Origin of the sequence: Microbacterium binotii, from assembly GCF_021398715.1 — a bacterium.
GTDB classification, from domain to species: domain Bacteria; phylum Actinomycetota; class Actinomycetes; order Actinomycetales; family Microbacteriaceae; genus Microbacterium; species Microbacterium binotii_A.
In genome coordinates this window covers 294,312-310,290 of sequence record NZ_CP090347.1, presented here as the reverse complement: position 1 = coordinate 310,290, position 15,979 = coordinate 294,312, and the positions used below count along the sequence as shown (strand labels likewise).

Genomic DNA, 15,979 nt, shown 5'->3' with positions numbered 1-15,979 from the left:
GGCGGCGCTTCGCGGGTTACCGGACGGCATGCACGAGGAGTACACGTCAGACCATTTCTTGCCAACGGTCTGGTACGAGAGAAGGGAGGCTCCGCTGAACCGTCTGGTGGGCGACGTTCTCGACCCGACGGTACGAAGTGGGTTGCGGGACATCGTCCGCGCAATCAGCATCAGCCCCCCACGCTCTGAGGGGCGAGCCGACCGGTACCATCACGTTGAGTCACTCCTCCTGCTTGGCTTTGAGGTTGTTTCGGCCTACAAGCGTGACGAGCAACCAGGGCGGGCGACGCTCGAGCAGCTTCGAGCCATCTCGGATCTGGTGGGCCTCAGTAGCTGACGGCGCTACGGATATGATCTCTCAGGCGCGGCCACGCTTCTGGGCCAGCTCGACCGCGGCACTCATCGGAGACTCGGTCACTCTCGCTGACCACCGCCTGACAGATGGCGATCGCAGCCTGTGCCTCCGCGCTGCCGTCATCGTCACGAGGATCCACGAATGAAGGTCGAAACTGCGATTCATCCCGGCATCAGCTCGGACATCTGCTCAGGCGACAGGTAGCGGTGACTGGCCTTGCCTCCAGTTTCCCCCATCTCGGATCCATACGGCGCGGGGCTTACACTTTGGGCGCGATCGTTGCCGACCTTATGAACTGCTGCAGCATGTAATGGCGTCCAGCGAACCCGATCATCGAGAACGTGCAGTCCGTGAAGACAGCGCCAGATATGTCGATCGATCCGATCGCGCTGATGCGGTGGTCGGGGATGTCCCAGAGCAGTTCCTCGACGCTTCCGTTCAACCGCGTGGCGCCGAGGAACGAGATATCTCCGACGAGCGCGAGTACCGCTGGGCCAACGAACGTGACATTCGTCGCCACCATCCCCGCGAGCGAGAAGCCGTCGGGCTCCAGCAACTCGGTGATCCGGACTCGCTGATTCTCGATTCTGACTGCCATCGCCACTACCAATCTCCTCAGGTGGCGGCAGATTAGAACCCACCTCGGACACGACCCTTCTGCACGGCGATGGGACTTCCCGGAGTATCGTGAGCGCAACTGGGGGAAGGGGACGTCATGGAAGACGACCAGTGGCAGAAGATCGTCGATGCGCGGCATGAAGGGTGGAGCGCGCTTCGCAACCGTCAGGACGATAGCTGGCCGGCATGGGTCGCGAAGCTCGACGTAGAGGTTCGCACCTGGTTGAGCGGCGAGAGCGTCGACTATGCGGTGTTCGATTACGCTGGCGGCGACGACGACTGGGCCGAGAACGCGCTTGAGGCAACTTCGCTCACGGCGACGATCTTGTCCACGCGTTTCGTGGCGAGGGCGACTCTGACGAAGCCTGAGAACTCGCCGAGCGCATCACGATCGAGACTCGACGTGGTTGCCCGATCAGCGATCACATCGTTGCGCATGGCGCTCCAGTCGCCGCAGCCGCAATTCGGCCCAGCCTTTGTTACCCTCGTCGAGTTCGAAGGCCTTTCGGGTGTTCTACAGATCCCGGCCGATGCGATGGAGTGGTACACGGTTTCAGCATCGGACCGCACACGGATCTTCGCCTCACTGCGAGACGACCTTCTCCTTAAGCGGGACTGAGTCACCTCACCCCCGTCTCACGACTGCAGTCCGCCGCGAGGCGAGATCTCGGCCATGTTCACTCGAGCCGTTACACCCGTGGATGGGTAGGACGCGTGCGAGATCACCAGCGCGCCACCGGACACGGAAAACGACGGTGCCCCGTAGCCAGCGGAGTTGAACGAGCTACCGTAAGCACGACCTCCGCGACCGCATCACCGAACCCGACCTCGATGGTCATGGTCTCCATTGCCCGCGCCTTCGCGCGGGCGATCCGCTCACGCAGGCCGTTCGGATCAGGCGCCTTGGTTGGCTCCTCGGGAACGGGAGCAGCCTTGTTGAGCAGGTCTCGCACGCTCATGCCACGCTCACCCGTGGCGCTGCCGTCCGCGACTGCGGCAGTATGCGATTCATGAACCCAGACAATGTCGCTGTGAGCGCAGCTGCAGTCGGCGCGCTCGCCGCCGTTCTCAGCCTGTACAACCTCGTTTTTCGCTCACGGATCGGGCAGCACAGTCGCCTGGCGAGGTTCTCCGACCCAATCGACTGGACGCTCGCCGTTGTCGGGCTATTGGTGACGCTGATCAGCCTTGTCGGCCTCTTCAACGGAAACTTCTCGCTCGGCCTCGCCGTGCTGCTTGTCGCTGTTCTCATCGCAACTCCTGGATTCGCGGTATTCATCGTCCTAGCCGCGTTCTGGCGCGAGAAGAAGCCCACCGAAACAGACGAGACCGCTGCGCCAGATGCGAGTTGAACGACGGGGATGACACAGCCGGCGCTCATCGGATCACCGACAGGTAGCCGAGGGAGTTGATGTGCAAGTTCGGAGTAGCCCCCGCTGGTGCGTCGGGGAGCAGGAAGATGCGCACGCCCGAGGAGCCTGTGGTGATGGCTGCGCCTGTTCCAGGGTCGAGGACGATTCCAGCGTCGGCTCCTCGGATCTCCGAAGTGCCGAGCGTCATCGAGGCGATGCCGGACCCGTTGGTTCCGAGACGGATGGCTGTCCCGCCGTTCACGACGATCTGACCGCCATCGACGACGACGTCGCCGCCATCTTCGACAGTGATGTCCCCGCCACCCTTGACGCGAAGCGATCCGAACAGCTGCGCGAGCCCTTTGATCGTGAGGATGCCGAGCGCTTCGAGCATGATCTGCCCCACGGCGCGGAACATGCCCGTCACGAGCGCGGAGCCCTGGACGACCAGTCCGTCCTCAGACGCGACCCGCAACGACCCGCGCGTGATCGATGAATAACCGAGAGGAGCGGACGTCTCCAGCGCCTTCACGCGCCGCTTCAGATCGCGAAGCTCCCACCCGTCGTCATTCAACCTGTCACGAGCAACCATCAGGCGCGTCCCTCCGTGTTGTGTACAGCGTGGTGAGAGGGCGCAGCCGTCGTCATTGCTGCTGCCCGAAAAAACGAGCGGAAAATGCGTGCTGATGCTTGGTTGCTAGCCCCGTCGGTCCTTCGTGCAGAGCGAAGGGGGGTACCCCCACCCCCGCCGTGTCGGGTGGGAGTGTGCGGGGCTCGGGGTCGCGTCATTGGGTGCTCCTCATGCGCTCGGCGCGTGCGTTGAGTCGCTCGCGATGAGCTTTGGCTCGGCCTGCGGCGGTCCATTCGTCGAGTTCGCGCTTGCGGCGCAGGTTCTCGGCGTGCAGTTGCCGCACGTCACTGTCCTCGTTGAGCGTGAGTGATGGCGCTGCTGCTCGCAGGTTGTCGATGTCTTCCACGGTCAGGAGGCGGGGCTTCGCGGTCACCATGGCGCGTGCATAGCGCATCCGCTTGGCAGGCAGTCGCAGCGCTTTCGTCGCGGCTTCAGGGTCCTGGAACCGGAACTCGAGGGTGTTGTACTCGCGAGCCTTGCGTCGGCCTGATGCGGACAGCAGGCCCTTCTCTCGGAGACTCTGCAGCAGGGTGTGGAGCTCTTCCCATTCCTCGATGACGGAGGCGAGCTCTTCCCACTCTGCGCGTCGACCGCCGAGGTCCGCGTCGGTGTCCTTGCCGAGTGCTTCCGGGAAGAGCGCGGCGAGGGTCGTCGCTCGGGCCACGAGCGCATCGTGATGGGGCGTCAGGCCGTCGATCAGATGGGCTCGAACGTAGCGACGGAACGTCCCGCGCACTGCGGCGTTCGCCTCGTTGTGTCGCTGGCTGAGTGCCGCCCGTGCTGCGTCCAGCTCATCTCTCGTCGGTGCGGACAGGCTGGACCGGATCGACTGCAGCAGCTCGGCTGCGGACTGCGCCGGGTCGACGACCACGACTGGGACAGGCGCCGGCTGAACCTGCTCGAGCTCAGTCGCAAGATCATCGACCTGGTCGAGGACGTCGCGGGCATCCTTGAGCTTGGACAGATGGTCGGGATCCACTCCGTGTGTCGTGAGCCACAGGACCCAGGCGTCGTAGTAGCTCGCGTCGGCGAGTTCTCCGTGGAGCAGCTCCGTCTTGATGCGGTTCATCTGCCGGCCTTACCGTCCGAGCACCATGGCGGCAATCTCGTCAGCAGTGTGATCGTCGCGTTCTCGGTCCTCGGCTTCTGCGATGGCTTCGGTGACCTGGTGGTACGGGTCTTGCGTGCCCTCGAACGGGGGAGCATCTCTGTTACTCATGGCGAGTTTCCTTTCGGGAGTCCAGCGGACATTCGTCCAGCCACGTTCAGCTGCGATCGCTGCGATTGCGCGACACAGCGCGTTGTCGTGCGCGGCTACCGCTGCTCGCAGACGCAGCTGCGCGGCGGGTTCATTCGTGATCGACCGTGCGATGTCTGACGCGTCGCGCGCATCGACCGCTCGGGCCGTCGCGTCCAGAGATGTCATGTGCGCCTCGTCTTCGCTCGGTACTGCTCGACGTCTTCTCGATCGATTAGCCAACGGCCACCGACGTTCTCCGCAGGGAGCGCGCCACCGCTGATCGCCTTGCGAACGGCGCGCTCCCCAATACCCAGGAGATCGGCGGCGCCCCGCGTGGTGCACCGTCGATCCGATACTGACTCCGGTTCCGCGGGCCGCGCAGCATGGGTTCCGAGGGCGGAACTGCGCCAGGCGAGAGCAGCGACTCGCATCGCGATTAGGGCTTGGTCGACCTCCGCATCCTGACCCCGGGAGTCGAGTCGGAACTGTTCCAAGCCGGCGTACCGCCCCAGATAGGCACAGACTCGACCCGACAAAATGACGACTGCGCCGTCGGTGCCGTGGACGAGATGTGTTGCCGGCCTCATCAGTCCACCTGTCGAGTCGTCGTCACAGCGGTCACTCTCGCGCCTCTCGAGCGCGCAGCGCGCACTCGGTGACGTCGCTGGCTCGGAAGCGGCTGGCCTGGGGGGTGAGGAGCCCCACGGCGACCCAGTCGCGGATCGTGCGGACGGGCACTCCCGCTCGGTCTGCGGCCTCGAAGTACGTTAGCCAGATAGTCAGGGGCATTCTTCGTGCTCCTCACCGGGAAGTGCCCGCTCGACTTGCGCTCGCCATGCGGGGGAACCGGGCGCTGTGGCGCCGTCGTCTCGCTGACCACATCCGCACCATCCGGAGATGGGGTCGAACATGTGCCAGCCGAGGGCGTGAAGACCGGGGGTCTTCTTCGCTTCGACCATGCTGAATCGCCTCGGCGCATCGGTCGCAGCCTCAGCTCGGCTGAGCCCTCCGCCCAGGTCCGCGTACGCTTCGCTGACGGTCATCGCCGGTCCTCTTCCTGGTCTCGTTGCGCGTCGATCGCTTCGATGGCGTCGCGCATGATGGTGGCGGCAGCGATGAGTCTCTGTTCGGGTGTGAGTGCGGTCATGCTGTCTTCCTCTCGGGCTCGAGATCTGCCGGCCGGATTTCGCAGTGGAGACACCCGCCAGCCGGGATCCGGACGTGTCCGTCGCGTTCGCAGTCGTGGCTCGCGCGCGCGTTCTTCCTCTTGGCAAGGACAGGCCGGTCCGGGCCTGTCCTGTCCTTGCCTACGTTCCCCATGACGTCACGCGTGACACTGTCCGTCACATCACCCGTGACACCTTCGGCTTGGAGGCGATGGGCGTCGTCAATGGCATCTGGCGTGCCGGAGAGCTTCTCGCGGCGCCTACGCTGCCGCTCGCGGGCGTTGCGGCGGTACGCCTCCACGTCGGCCGCGGTCGACTGGCCCAATGTCGTGGCCCACCCGATCATCTGGAAGCCCTCGTCGGTCTCCGCCCAGAAGCCTGCGGCCGTCAACTCGTCGAGAACCTCCTTCTTCAACGGGCCGGGATAGAGGAAGCGAAGTTCTCGCCGTGAGATCGCCCCGTCTGTCCCCTGCTCAGCGGAGTGCATGAGCGCGTTGTGCAGCACGCGGTAGGCGGCATCGGAGAGACCGTCGTGCGCAGCCGCTGTCAGCCACTCGCCTCGCAGTCGTGCGTCAGTCACCGCGCCCCCGCCGATCAGCGCCCGCGCCCGGAGCGTCCAGGGGCGCTGACGCCACCTAAGGCGGCGAGACCGCGGCGAGCCATGCTCTCGGAGACGCCCGTGTAGATCTGCGTCGTCGCGAGCGACTCGTGCATCATCAGCTCTTGGATGATCCGGATGTCGACTCCCTCTTCCATCAGGTGTGAGCCGAAGGAGTGCCGCAGAGAGTGTGCGGTGAGAGTCTCATCGGTGATGCCGGCGCGCTCCTTGGCCTTGCGGACGAGGTCGCTCACGGATGAGCCGTCGATATGCCCGGTCTTGTTGCCGCGCGCAGGAAACCACCAGTCGTCACGAGGCATCTCCGTGGCCACGGTGAGCACGGCTGGGTGGAGCGGCGCCACCCGTTCCTTCGCACCCTTCACGATCACGCGAATAGTGCCCGCTGCTAGGTCCAGATCGCGTCCGTGTACGGATGCGATGGTCGACACCCGGAACCCCTGGTAGTACCCGAGCAGGATCATCACTCGTGTCTTTCGGTACGCACCCGAGCGCAGCATCGCTTCGAGCTGTTCACGACTGAACGGGCGGGGACGTCCACGGGAGACGCGGACGGCCGGCATCTGCTCCGTTGGATCATCGGCGCGAAGGCTCTGCGTGACCGCGAATCTGAAGAAGGATCCGAGGGCGCCTTGGTAGGCGCGACGAGTGCTCGCCTTGACGCCAGGCCGGGCGATGAACAGAGTGACGTCGCGCTTGGTTGCACCCAGAACGGGACCGCCCATCTCTCTCTCGAGCATGGCGACGATGCACGCGCGGTTCCGGATGGTCGCGTCAGAGAAGCCGCGCGCACGCTGCTCGAGAGCGAACATCTCGAGAGCGAAGCGCGTCTCTGGTGTTACTGCGGGAGCGGGACTAAAGCTCATGACTCCTCCTTGCTCGTCGCGTGCGCGGGTCGCTCGATCAGTCGAAGTCGACGCGGCGACATCGGCGTGAGGATCTGCTTGCCGAGCTCGATGAGCCGCTGTGCGGCGTCACGCGCCTCGATCGCGTCCAGGTACTGCGCCGCCGCGCCGTCCTCCCCGAGGATGACCACACGAGGCTCCTGCTCGTGCCCCACCCAGCCGACAACGATGAAGTCGGCGGCGCTCATGATGCGGTCCGGAATCGTGCAGCGAGTTCGGCGAAGCCTTGCGCGAGATCGTCGAGCACATCGGCGTCGCAGTCACCATCGAACTGCGCGTCGATGCAGATCGCATCGTCCATCACGACGACCCCGTCACGCCAGATAGCGCTCGTCGCAACGGTTGCGAAGTCGCGAACGTCGGTCTCGAAGAGGACGAGTCGATCGCCCGTTGGCTCATCGATCACCCTTACCTTGTCGGCCCACACAGGTCTGGAGGCGCGGATCTCCGGGTGCGCCTCAATGAACGCGTCCTCCGCGGCCTGTCTGTGACGATCTACCTCGTCGATCGTCACGAAGGCCACGGCAGGAACTCCGTAGAGTTCCGTCTCGGCATGGGCGAATCGGAAGCCGTGGCTCACGAACACGAGGTCGTCGCTCACATAGGCCGCGTTCTTCTTCGCCATCACTCCGTGGAAGATGTTCCATGCATCTGCGTTGACCTGCGTGCGGGCAACCCATGCCAGTAGCTCGGGATCCTCCGTCGGGATCGGCTCGCCGTCGAGTCGGTGGAACTGGCCGAAGCTGTGCATGCTCTGGCCGATGACGATCCTGGCGGCGTCGCGGCGAGCCGCCCGAGGGACGACGATGTAGTCCTCCTCCGGTGCGGCGAAGCGCGAGCCGGAGACGTCGATGATCGTTCCAGGCTCGCAGTCGAGGAAATCAGTGCGGGCAGTGGTAACTTCATTCATGAAATTTCCTTCGGGAATCACGAGCCGCCTGCAGTTGCACCTGTAGGCGGCTCTTCTTTTCGGCGATGTAGTGGCGCGACCCACCTGACAAACGCGCCCCATCAACTGCTCAGTCGACGGCATCGGCGAAGGCCGCGTTGACGAACGCATCGAGATCCTCCCGGCGAACCACCATTCGGCCTCCGAGCTTCGCGCCCTTGAGTTGCTGCGACTTGATGAGCCACCGGACTCCGTCAACTGACCGACGCAGTTCTTCAGCGACCTCGGTCAGGAGCAGAAGGTTGCCCTGCTTATCCATCTCACACATCCTTTCCTAGTTGGTTGACTAGCATTCACAGTACACATTCATTGCCAGTTTTGCGACTAGATTTGCGTGTTCACTAGCGGATGATGTTGTGCTGACTAGAATCGAGAGGTGGCTGACGATGAGCAGATCGGGCGAAACCTGGTGGCGATGCGCGGGAAGTCGAGCCAGAAAGAGCTCGCGGACTGGATGCGTCAGAGAGGCTTCAAGTGGTCGCAAGCGACTGTGTGGAGCGTCGAGAAGGGCGAGCGACCACTGCGACTGTCAGAAGCCGAAGCCGTGTCAGACATCTACGGCGCAGACGTGAGCGCTCTCCTCCGTGGAACCTCCATCGTGCGCGCCGAGGCTGAGGTGAAATCTGTCACTCACTGGCACAGGGAGTTGCATTCCGCCTTCGATCACTATCGTCGCGCGCGCCTTCTTCTGGCAGCCGCGTTGGACGAGAGCCCGGAAACGGAGGTGGGGCGCGAACTCCGGATGACTGCTGAGAGGTGGATCGACACCACTGGAGTCGATGTAGTTCTGTCGCTCATGCAGGAGCGCCTGCTGACACCGACCGAGCTCGCCAACAGCGAGCCTCTCGGACATTGGATGCGGCGGTTCTACGCCGCAGAGGGTCAACATGGCGAGCATCAAGAAACGCCCTGACGGCGTCTACCGCGCGCGGTACCGCGACCACGATGGCAAGGAGCACGCGCGCCACTTCAAGCTCGAGCGCGAGGCGCGTCAGTGGCTCGATGCCGAGATAGCGAAGCTCGTCACCGGCACCTGGACCGACCCGAAGCGCGCCAAGACGACGCTGAACGAGTGGTGCGATGTCTGGCTCGCAGGCTACTCCGGCAGGGCCACGACGATGACACAGGCGCGCACGCACGTGAAGGTCATCAAGGAAGGGCTCGGATCGCGTCGTATCGCGACCATTAAGCCGTCCGACGTGAAAGCGTGGCTGGTGGCGTTGGAGGCGAAGTACGCGAAGTCCACGATCGCTGTGCTGCACTCCCGTCTCGGCCAGATCCTCACCGACGCCGTCCACGACGGGCTCATCCCCCGCTCTCCGGTGTCGCGACGAACCGCCCCAGGCTCGGGATCACAGATCGCCTACGTCGCGACCACGCAACAGGTGTGGGCTCTTCACGACGCCCTCCCCGAGCATCTGCGCGCGGTCGTCCTTCTCGGTGCCTTCGCTGGACTGCGTCGCAACGAGATTCTCGGGCTCCGGGTTGAAGACGTCGATTTCATGCGGGGCGTGCTCACGCCGGCCCTGCAGTACGGCGGGGTACCCCTCAAGACCAACGAGTCTCGCAACCCCGTCCCGATCCCGCCCGAGATGGCACTCGAGCTCAATCGGATGCCCGCCAAGTTCGGCAGCACGACGATCGTCACGAACGCCTACGGCCGCTCCGTCTCGCCCACCGTCGTCAACTCAGCGTTCTCGGATGCAGCGGCGAAGGTCAAAGGACTGCCCGAAGGCTTCCGGATCCACGACCTTCGCCACTACTTCGCGAGCCTCTTGATCGCGTCGGGGCTCGACGTGAAGACGGTTCAGGCGCGGATGCGCCACAGCTCCGCCAAGACGACCCTGGACGTCTACGGGCACCTGTTCCCTGACCGTGACGAAGCCTCCCGCGCAGTCGTGTCTGCGGCGTTTGCGGAGCGTTCTGCGGACTCAGCGCGGACAGATACTCCCTCTCCGGCGGAATCTCAGGCCGGTCGTTAGTTCAGCAGGAACTGCGCCGACTGCGCGGACGGGACGCCGCCGATCGAGACGGCCAGATGGTACGAGGCCCCGCCGCCCGGCGCCTTGGGCCGGTTCGTGTTCTGACAGGTGTCGACGGCGGAGCGCGTGCGGTCCCAGGTGATCGGCGTCGCACTGGTGACTTCCTGACCGGCGGTCAGGGTCACGACCATGTCGCTCGGCTCGCTCTGGCAGTCGGTCGACCGCCACCACGTGTCTTCACCGGACGTGACCGTGAAGGTCTGACTCGTCGTGCCGACGTTGATCGTGCAGTCCGCGGCCGAGGTGTTCGTGAGCCGGATCGACAGCTGCGGATTCTCGTCCGCCGCATAGGTCGACTGGTTGGTCAGTGCCTCCACGCGCACGTCGTCCTTGGTGCAGGTGGGGATGCCGGCATCCGTCGCCTCGCCGCCGGCCGTCGCCTCATCCGCGGGCGCATCGGCGGCCGGGACGTCGGTTGCGACCGACGTCGAGGGGGCCGGCGTCGCGACGGGTGTGGATGCGGCCGGCGCGGGCGCGGCGGCAGAGTTCCACGGCTGAGCGATGAACAGCCACACCAGGCCGATGACGGCCAGCAGGCCGATCAGCGCGACGAGGCGGCGACGGCGGTACACGGCCTTCGACGGACGACGACGCGGGGTGGGGGAACTCACGCATCCAGGCTACGTCGCACCCGGCGCCTCGCCCCGACGGCTCTCCGCGCGCGAACCTCAGAGCTCCTTGAGCATCCTCGTGTTGCCGAGGGTGTTGGGCTTGACGTGCGCGAGGTCGAGGAACTCGGCGATGCCCTCGTCAGGACTGCGTACCAGCTGCGAGTAGACGTCCGGGTCGACGACGTGCTCCCCGATCGGCGCGAAGCCGCGCCGCGTGAAGAAGTCGACCTCGAACGTGAGGCAGAACAGCCGCGACAGCCCCAGCGTGCGCGCCTGCTCCTCGAGACCTTCGACGAGCGCCCGCCCGACGCCGCGGTGCAGCCACGCGTCGTCCACGATCAGCGTGCGGATCTCGCCCAGGTCGTCCCACATGACGTGGAGGGCGCCGCATCCGATGAGCACGCCGTTCGCGTCCTCCGCGACCAGGAACTGCTGCACCGCCTCGTAGAGCACGACGATGTCCTTGCCGAGCAGGATGCGGCGCTGCACGTACGGCTCCAGCATCCGGTGGATCGCACGTACATCTGCCGTCCGCGCCGGCCGCACGGTGAACTCGCTCACGGTGCAACCCTACGCCGGGATGCGGCACGTACGCCGAAGGGCCGGATGCGATGTGCATCCGGCCCTTCGTGCGTGTGCGGTGTCAGCTTCCGGCGACGATGTCCGGCGTCGCCGAGATCTCGCCGGCGACGCTCGCGCCCAGCGCGACCTTCTCGCCGCGGGGGGCGATGTCGAACGTGAACCGGCCGCCCTCGGCATCGACCTTGACGTGGTCGCCCGCGTTCAGCTCGCCGTGGAGGATCTTCTCGCTGAGCTGGTCCTCGACCTCGCGCTGCATCGCACGGCGCAGCGGACGCGCACCGAGCGTCGGGTCGAACCCGATCTCGATGAGGCGGTCCTTGGCCGCATCCGACAGCTCCACCGTGAGGTCGCGATCGAGCAGACGCTCAGCGAGACGCTTGGTGAACAGACCCACGATCTGGCGCAGTTCCGACTTATTCAGCTGGGGGAAGACGATGACGTCGTCGACACGGTTGAGGAACTCGGGCTTGAAGTGACGCTTCAGCTCCTCGTCGACCTTGCCCTTCATCCGCTCGTAGGTCGTCTGCGCGTTGCCCTCGACCTGGAACCCGACCGGGCCGCCGGCAATGGCCTGCGAACCGAGGTTGGTGGTCATGATGATCACCGTGTTCTTGAAGTCGACGACGCGGCCTTGACCATCGGTCAGACGACCCTCTTCGAGGATCTGCAGCAGCGAGTTGAAGATGTCGGGGTGCGCCTTCTCGATCTCGTCGAACAGCACCACGGAGAACGGCTTGCGGCGCACCTTCTCGGTGAGCTGCCCACCCTCTTCGAAGCCGACGAACCCGGGAGGGGCACCGAACAGCCGGGAAACGGTGTGCTTCTCGCCGAACTCGCTCATGTCGAGCGAGATGAGCGCACCCTCGTCGTCGAACAGGAACTCCGCGAGCGCCTTGGCGAGCTCGGTCTTTCCGACGCCCGTGGGGCCGGCGAAGATGAACGAGCCGCTGGGACGCTTCGGGTCCTTGAGGCCGGCGCGCTGGCGACGGATCGTACGGCTGAGGGCGGCGATCGCCTCTTCCTGGCCGATGACGCGCTGGTGCAGCGCCTTCTCCATGAAGACGAGACGGCTGGTCTCCTCCTCGGTCAGCTTGAACACCGGGATGCCCGTGGCTTGGGCCAGCACCTCGGCGATCAGGCCCTCGTCGACGACCGCGGTGGTCGCCACGTCACCGTTCTTCCACTGCTTCTCGAGGCGCAGACGCTCAGCGAGCAGCGACTTCTCCTCGTCACGCAGGGATGCGGCCTTCTCGAAGTCCTGCTCCTCGGATGCGGCTTCCTTCTGCTCGCGCACCTTGGCGATCTTCTCGTCGAACTCGCGCAGCTCGGGCGGGCTCGAGAGGATCGACAGGCGCAGGCGCGCGCCGGCCTCGTCGATCAGGTCGATCGCCTTGTCGGGCAGGAAGCGGTCCGAGATGTACCGGTCGGCGAGGTTCGCGGCGGCGACGATGGCACCGTCCGTGATCTGCACCTTGTGGTGCGCCTCGTAGCGGTCGCGCAGACCCTTCAGGATGTTGATCGCGTGGGGCAGGCTCGGCTCCGCGACCTGGATCGGCTGGAAGCGGCGCTCGAGGGCCGCATCCTTCTCGAAGTGCTTGCGGTACTCGTCGAGGGTCGTCGCACCGATCGTCTGCAGCTCGCCGCGGGCGAGCAGCGGCTTGAGGATGGATGCGGCGTCGATCGCGCCTTCGGCGGCACCCGCGCCCACGAGGGTGTGGATCTCGTCGATGAAGACGATGATGTCGCCGCGAGTGCGGATCTCCTTCGTGACCTTCTTCAGGCGCTCCTCGAAGTCGCCGCGGTAGCGGGAGCCGGCGATGAGCGAGCCGAGGTCGAGCGAGTAGACCTGCTTGTCCTTCAGCGTCTCGGGCACGTCGCCCTTCACGATCGCCTGCGCGAGGCCCTCGACGACGGCGGTCTTGCCGACGCCGGGCTCGCCGATGAGGACGGGGTTGTTCTTGGAGCGGCGCGAGAGGATCTGCATCACGCGCTCGATCTCCTTCTCGCGCCCGATGACCGGGTCGAGCTTGTTGTCGCGCGCGGCCTGGGTGAGGTTGCGGCCGAACTGGTCGAGCACGGCCGAGCCGCCCTGTGCACCGGTCGTGGCCTGCTCGCCGGCGCCGGTGGCGACGCCCGCGGGCTCCTTGCCCTGGTAGCCGCTCAGCAGCTGGATAACCTGCTGGCGCACCTTGTTGAGGTCGGCGCCGAGCTTGACGAGCACCTGGGCGGCGACGCCCTCGCCCTCGCGGATGAGGCCGAGCAGGATGTGCTCGGTGCCGATGTAGTTGTGGCCCAGCTGCAGCGCCTCGCGAAGGCTCAGCTCCAGCACCTTCTTCGCGCGCGGCGTGAAGGGGATGTGGCCGGTCGGCTGCTGCTGCCCCTGGCCGATGATGTCCTGGACCTGCTCGCGCACGGCGTCGAGCGAGATGCCCAGGCTCTCGAGCGCCTTGGCGGCGACGCCCTCGCCCTCATGGATGAGACCGAGCAGGATGTGCTCGGTACCGATGTAGTTGTGGTTGAGCATCTTCGCCTCTTCCTGGGCGAGCACAACCACGCGACGGGCTCGGTCGGTGAATCTCTCGAACATCGCGGCTACTCCTCCGGCGCCAGGTGACGCCAACATCGGGCGCACCCTCCGGCGCGCTGTACATCGAGGCTAACCAGAGCACGGATGCGGCAAGCCCGTGTTCGCCGTGGGCGCACCGCATCCGCCGCTTGCGGTCACACCAGTCATCCCATATCGTTTTTCGATAACAACGATATTCGATATGCCAGGGAGGACCTCATGACCACCCCCACTCAAGCCCGCGTGCTGCGCGGCAGCGACATCGCCGCGATGTGGATCTTCGTCGGCGCCGGGATCGCGGTCGTCGGTGTCACGCTCTTCTTCGCGATCGGGCGGATCGTCGACGCACTCAGCGGCAAGGCACTTCCCGTCGAGGCGCTGTTCTCCGACACCACGGTCGCCGCTCCCATCGGTCCCGACGGGGCGATGCGCGACATCCTCCTGGAGCGCGCATGGATCACGCCGGGCGCCCTGTCGGTCGCGGGCACAGGGGCTCTGGTGATCCAGCAGCTCGTGCTCGCCGCATCCGTCAGCGCGGTCGTGGTCTGCCTGCTGCTGGTGACGCTGTCGGTCATGCGAGGGCGGGTGTTCAACGGTCGCAACACGGTGCTCGTCGTCGCCGCGGGCGCGTCGGGGCTCGCGGGCCTGTTCGGCGTGCCGTTCTTCGGCAACATCGTCGCCAACGACGCCTTCCGGGACATCTCGCAGGGCACGTTCGACAACCCCGTCATGAGCGTGGACCTGCCGCCGGTGATCCTCGCCGCCTTCATCGTCGCGATGGCCAGCACCGTGTTCACGGTCGGCGACCGGCTGCAGCGCGACACCGAGGGCCTGGTATGAGCCCCGCCGAGGACGACGGCCCCAGCGGTGTCCACTGCCGGCTCGACGAACTGCTGACCGAGCGCGGGATGACGCTCGCGGAGCTGTCGCGCACGGTCGGGGTCTCGGTGGTGAACCTGTCGGTGCTCAAGAACGACCGCGCCCGCGCCATCCGCTACTCGACGCTGTCGGCGATCTGCCGCGCCCTCGACTGCGAGATCGGCGACCTGCTCGTCCGCCAGGACTGACCCCCGGCTGATCCCGGGCCCGGCGCCACCCGCCACCCGCCGCCCGCGCCTCCGGGGTCCGTCCCCCCTCACCTTCCCCTGTCACAGATCGACGCGAACGCCTATATCTGCGACAGGGGAGTGAGGGTTTGTCCCGCTCACCTGTCACAGATCGCGCATTCGGCGTCGATCTGTGACAGGTGAGCACGACTTACGCGGCGTGGCATCACCATCGGGACGCGAGCGCACGACGGGCGCGCGCGATGAAGCGACCGGACTGCTCGAAGACGTCCTGCTTCGTTGCCCGGATGACGAGCCACCCGGCCGCGGCGAGACGCTCATAACGCTCGATGTCCAACGCCCACTGACGCGGGTCACGCAGGTGGTGCTCACCCTCGTACTCGAACGCGATGCGACGCTCCGGATACGCGAGGTCGACGCACGCGACGTACTCGCCTGCCACGAACACATCGACGTTCAGATCCGGTTCGGGCAATCCTGCATCGACGATCGTGAGCCGGAGCCACGTCTCCGGTCGCGAGCCCGATCTGGCACGCAGACGTGGGAGCGCCTCCCGGAGACGAGCCACCCCGACCCTCCGTCCCGCATCCACTGCTCGGCTCATCTCGGCCATCGACGCCAGGGGTTCGAGCCGCCAGTCGCGCAAGACGGCATCACCGATGGCCACCACGTCGTAGGGATGGCGGAGGGATGCGGCCAGCATCGCCCAGGTCGTCGCCGGCGAGGTGAGATGCAGACCGGTCTCGCGATGCTGGACTACCGAGGTGAGGTCAGGGACCGCCTGGTGACCGGCCACACCACGTCCCCGCGGAGGACGCCGCGGAGCCAACACCCCCACATGCACCGCCTCGTCGCGAGCCAGGCGAGGCGGCAACGGCAGCCCAAGGAGAACCGCCGCCGTCGCGTGGGTGAAGAACTCGTGTGCGCCCATCTGAGTCGCGAAATCCATGGCCCGTCCGATGTGGCGAGCCTCATGGACGCCGAGAAGGCCACCGCGCCACTGCACAGGGAGCTCACGCTCCTTCGCGCGAACACCGTGGAACGGTCGCAGCAGATCGGGCGCACGTAGCGTCGCCTCGGAAACACCGAGCTTCCGTGCGGCACCCACTCGAAACGCGGGGCCGAGATCCTGGGGGAGGCCTCCTGACACGGCTCCACTCTGGATGCACGCCGCACCGACGGCGGATCATCCCCACCTGGACACGCCGCAGCGAGCACGTGTGGAGGAGCGCACCCGCGCCGCACATCAGGCGATCCCCCAGGGCTCCCCTGTCACAGA

General features: G+C 65.9%; 22 protein-coding genes. 6 read left to right on the top strand and 16 right to left on the bottom strand.

The features are described from left to right. Window positions 1-614: 614 nt before the first annotated feature. The gene (locus LXM64_RS01585) at window positions 615-959 is read right to left on the bottom strand and encodes a hypothetical protein (protein WP_234074346.1); all 345 of its coding nucleotides are present in this window, start codon (window positions 957-959) and stop codon (window positions 615-617) included. 111 nt (window positions 960-1,070) lie between these two features. On the opposite strand from LXM64_RS01585, the gene LXM64_RS01580 reads away from it, so the two are divergent. Next, the gene (locus LXM64_RS01580) at window positions 1,071-1,592 is read left to right on the top strand and encodes a hypothetical protein (RefSeq protein ID WP_234074345.1); all 522 of its coding nucleotides are present in this window, start codon (window positions 1,071-1,073) and stop codon (window positions 1,590-1,592) included. A gap of 103 nt (window positions 1,593-1,695) precedes the next feature. Here the strand turns inward: LXM64_RS01580 and LXM64_RS01575 are convergent, their stop codons facing one another. Then, window positions 1,696-1,932, bottom strand: coding sequence for a hypothetical protein (locus LXM64_RS01575; protein WP_234074344.1), 237 nt, complete (start codon window positions 1,930-1,932; stop codon window positions 1,696-1,698). Window positions 1,933-2,004: 72 nt separating this feature from the next. Between LXM64_RS01575 and LXM64_RS01570 the strand changes: the two genes are divergently transcribed. Next, a complete protein-coding gene (locus tag LXM64_RS01570) occupies window positions 2,005-2,325 on the top strand; it encodes a hypothetical protein (RefSeq protein ID WP_234074343.1) in 321 nt (106 codons plus the stop codon). 25 nt (window positions 2,326-2,350) lie between these two features. Here LXM64_RS01570 and LXM64_RS01565 read toward each other — a convergent pair whose 3' ends face one another. The 10 genes from LXM64_RS01565 to LXM64_RS01525 form a co-directional block, all read right to left on the bottom strand. Further along, a complete protein-coding gene (locus LXM64_RS01565) occupies window positions 2,351-2,917 on the bottom strand; it encodes a hypothetical protein (protein ID WP_234074342.1) in 567 nt (188 codons plus the stop codon). Window positions 2,918-3,110: 193 nt separating this feature from the next. After that, complete coding sequence (locus LXM64_RS01560; RefSeq protein ID WP_234074341.1) at window positions 3,111-4,025, bottom strand: hypothetical protein; 915 nt, start codon at window positions 4,023-4,025, stop codon at window positions 3,111-3,113. Window positions 4,026-4,034: 9 nt separating this feature from the next. Next, window positions 4,035-4,382 carry a hypothetical protein gene (locus LXM64_RS01555; RefSeq protein WP_234074340.1) on the bottom strand — a complete coding sequence of 116 codons (348 nt, stop codon included), beginning with the start codon at window positions 4,380-4,382 and terminating at the stop codon, window positions 4,035-4,037. Continuing rightward, a complete protein-coding gene (locus tag LXM64_RS16135) occupies window positions 4,379-4,627 on the bottom strand; it encodes a helix-turn-helix domain-containing protein (protein WP_419144872.1) in 249 nt (82 codons plus the stop codon). Before LXM64_RS16135 ends, LXM64_RS01555 begins: the two co-directional genes overlap by 4 nt. A 187-nt stretch (window positions 4,628-4,814) precedes the next feature. Continuing rightward, window positions 4,815-4,985, bottom strand: a complete 171-nt coding sequence (locus LXM64_RS01550; protein ID WP_234074339.1) for a MerR family transcriptional regulator — start codon at window positions 4,983-4,985, stop codon at window positions 4,815-4,817. A gap of 354 nt (window positions 4,986-5,339) precedes the next feature. Beyond that, entirely contained in the window at window positions 5,340-5,942 is a 603-nt protein-coding gene (locus LXM64_RS01545; protein WP_234074338.1) for a hypothetical protein, read from the bottom strand. Between the two features lie 14 nt (window positions 5,943-5,956). After that, window positions 5,957-6,844, bottom strand: a complete 888-nt coding sequence (locus tag LXM64_RS01540) for a tyrosine-type recombinase/integrase (RefSeq protein ID WP_234074337.1) — start codon at window positions 6,842-6,844, stop codon at window positions 5,957-5,959. Continuing rightward, window positions 6,841-7,071, bottom strand: coding sequence for a hypothetical protein (locus LXM64_RS01535; RefSeq protein ID WP_234074336.1), 231 nt, complete (start codon window positions 7,069-7,071; stop codon window positions 6,841-6,843). Before LXM64_RS01535 ends, LXM64_RS01540 begins: the two co-directional genes overlap by 4 nt. Next, window positions 7,068-7,814 (bottom strand): hypothetical protein, encoded by a 747-nt coding sequence (locus LXM64_RS01530; RefSeq protein WP_234074335.1) that lies wholly within the window; start codon window positions 7,812-7,814, stop codon window positions 7,068-7,070. Before LXM64_RS01530 ends, LXM64_RS01535 begins: the two co-directional genes overlap by 4 nt. A gap of 88 nt (window positions 7,815-7,902) precedes the next feature. Beyond that, complete coding sequence (locus LXM64_RS01525; RefSeq protein WP_234074334.1) at window positions 7,903-8,091, bottom strand: helix-turn-helix domain-containing protein; 189 nt, start codon at window positions 8,089-8,091, stop codon at window positions 7,903-7,905. 117 nt (window positions 8,092-8,208) lie between these two features. Between LXM64_RS01525 and LXM64_RS01520 the strand changes: the two genes are divergently transcribed. Together LXM64_RS01520 and LXM64_RS01515 are read left to right on the top strand one after the other, a co-directional pair. Beyond that, window positions 8,209-8,745, top strand: a complete 537-nt coding sequence (locus LXM64_RS01520) for a hypothetical protein (protein WP_234074333.1) — start codon at window positions 8,209-8,211, stop codon at window positions 8,743-8,745. Continuing rightward, window positions 8,720-9,814, top strand: coding sequence for a tyrosine-type recombinase/integrase (locus LXM64_RS01515; protein WP_234074332.1), 1,095 nt, complete (start codon window positions 8,720-8,722; stop codon window positions 9,812-9,814). Before LXM64_RS01520 ends, LXM64_RS01515 begins: the two co-directional genes overlap by 26 nt. Here the strand turns inward: LXM64_RS01515 and LXM64_RS01510 are convergent. The 3 genes from LXM64_RS01510 to LXM64_RS01500 all read right to left on the bottom strand — a co-directional run bounded on the left by LXM64_RS01510 (window position 9,811) and on the right by LXM64_RS01500 (window position 13,654). Further along, window positions 9,811-10,485 (bottom strand): hypothetical protein, encoded by a 675-nt coding sequence (locus tag LXM64_RS01510; RefSeq protein ID WP_234074331.1) that lies wholly within the window; start codon window positions 10,483-10,485, stop codon window positions 9,811-9,813. The two genes, LXM64_RS01515 and LXM64_RS01510, sit on opposite strands and share 4 nt — an antisense overlap. Before the next feature lie 57 nt (window positions 10,486-10,542). After that, on the bottom strand, window positions 10,543-11,046 hold the full coding sequence (locus tag LXM64_RS01505) for an amino-acid N-acetyltransferase (protein WP_234074330.1): 504 nt from the start codon (window positions 11,044-11,046) through the stop codon (window positions 10,543-10,545). Window positions 11,047-11,128: 82 nt separating this feature from the next. Then, window positions 11,129-13,654, bottom strand: a complete 2,526-nt coding sequence (locus LXM64_RS01500) for an ATP-dependent Clp protease ATP-binding subunit (protein ID WP_234074329.1) — start codon at window positions 13,652-13,654, stop codon at window positions 11,129-11,131. 198 nt (window positions 13,655-13,852) lie between these two features. Here LXM64_RS01500 and LXM64_RS01495 point away from each other — a divergent pair, with 198 nt between their 5' ends. Both LXM64_RS01495 and LXM64_RS01490 read left to right on the top strand, forming a co-directional pair. Further along, window positions 13,853-14,473: a hypothetical protein gene (locus LXM64_RS01495; RefSeq protein ID WP_234074328.1), complete on the top strand. Its 621-nt coding sequence runs from the start codon at window positions 13,853-13,855 to the stop codon at window positions 14,471-14,473. Continuing rightward, entirely contained in the window at window positions 14,470-14,700 is a 231-nt protein-coding gene (locus LXM64_RS01490; protein WP_234074327.1) for a helix-turn-helix domain-containing protein, read from the top strand. Before LXM64_RS01495 ends, LXM64_RS01490 begins: the two co-directional genes overlap by 4 nt. Before the next feature lie 205 nt (window positions 14,701-14,905). Here LXM64_RS01490 and LXM64_RS01485 read toward each other — a convergent pair whose 3' ends face one another. Beyond that, the gene (locus LXM64_RS01485; RefSeq protein WP_234074326.1) at window positions 14,906-15,649 is read right to left on the bottom strand and encodes a hypothetical protein; all 744 of its coding nucleotides are present in this window, start codon (window positions 15,647-15,649) and stop codon (window positions 14,906-14,908) included. Between the last annotated feature and the right edge of the window lie 330 nt (window positions 15,650-15,979).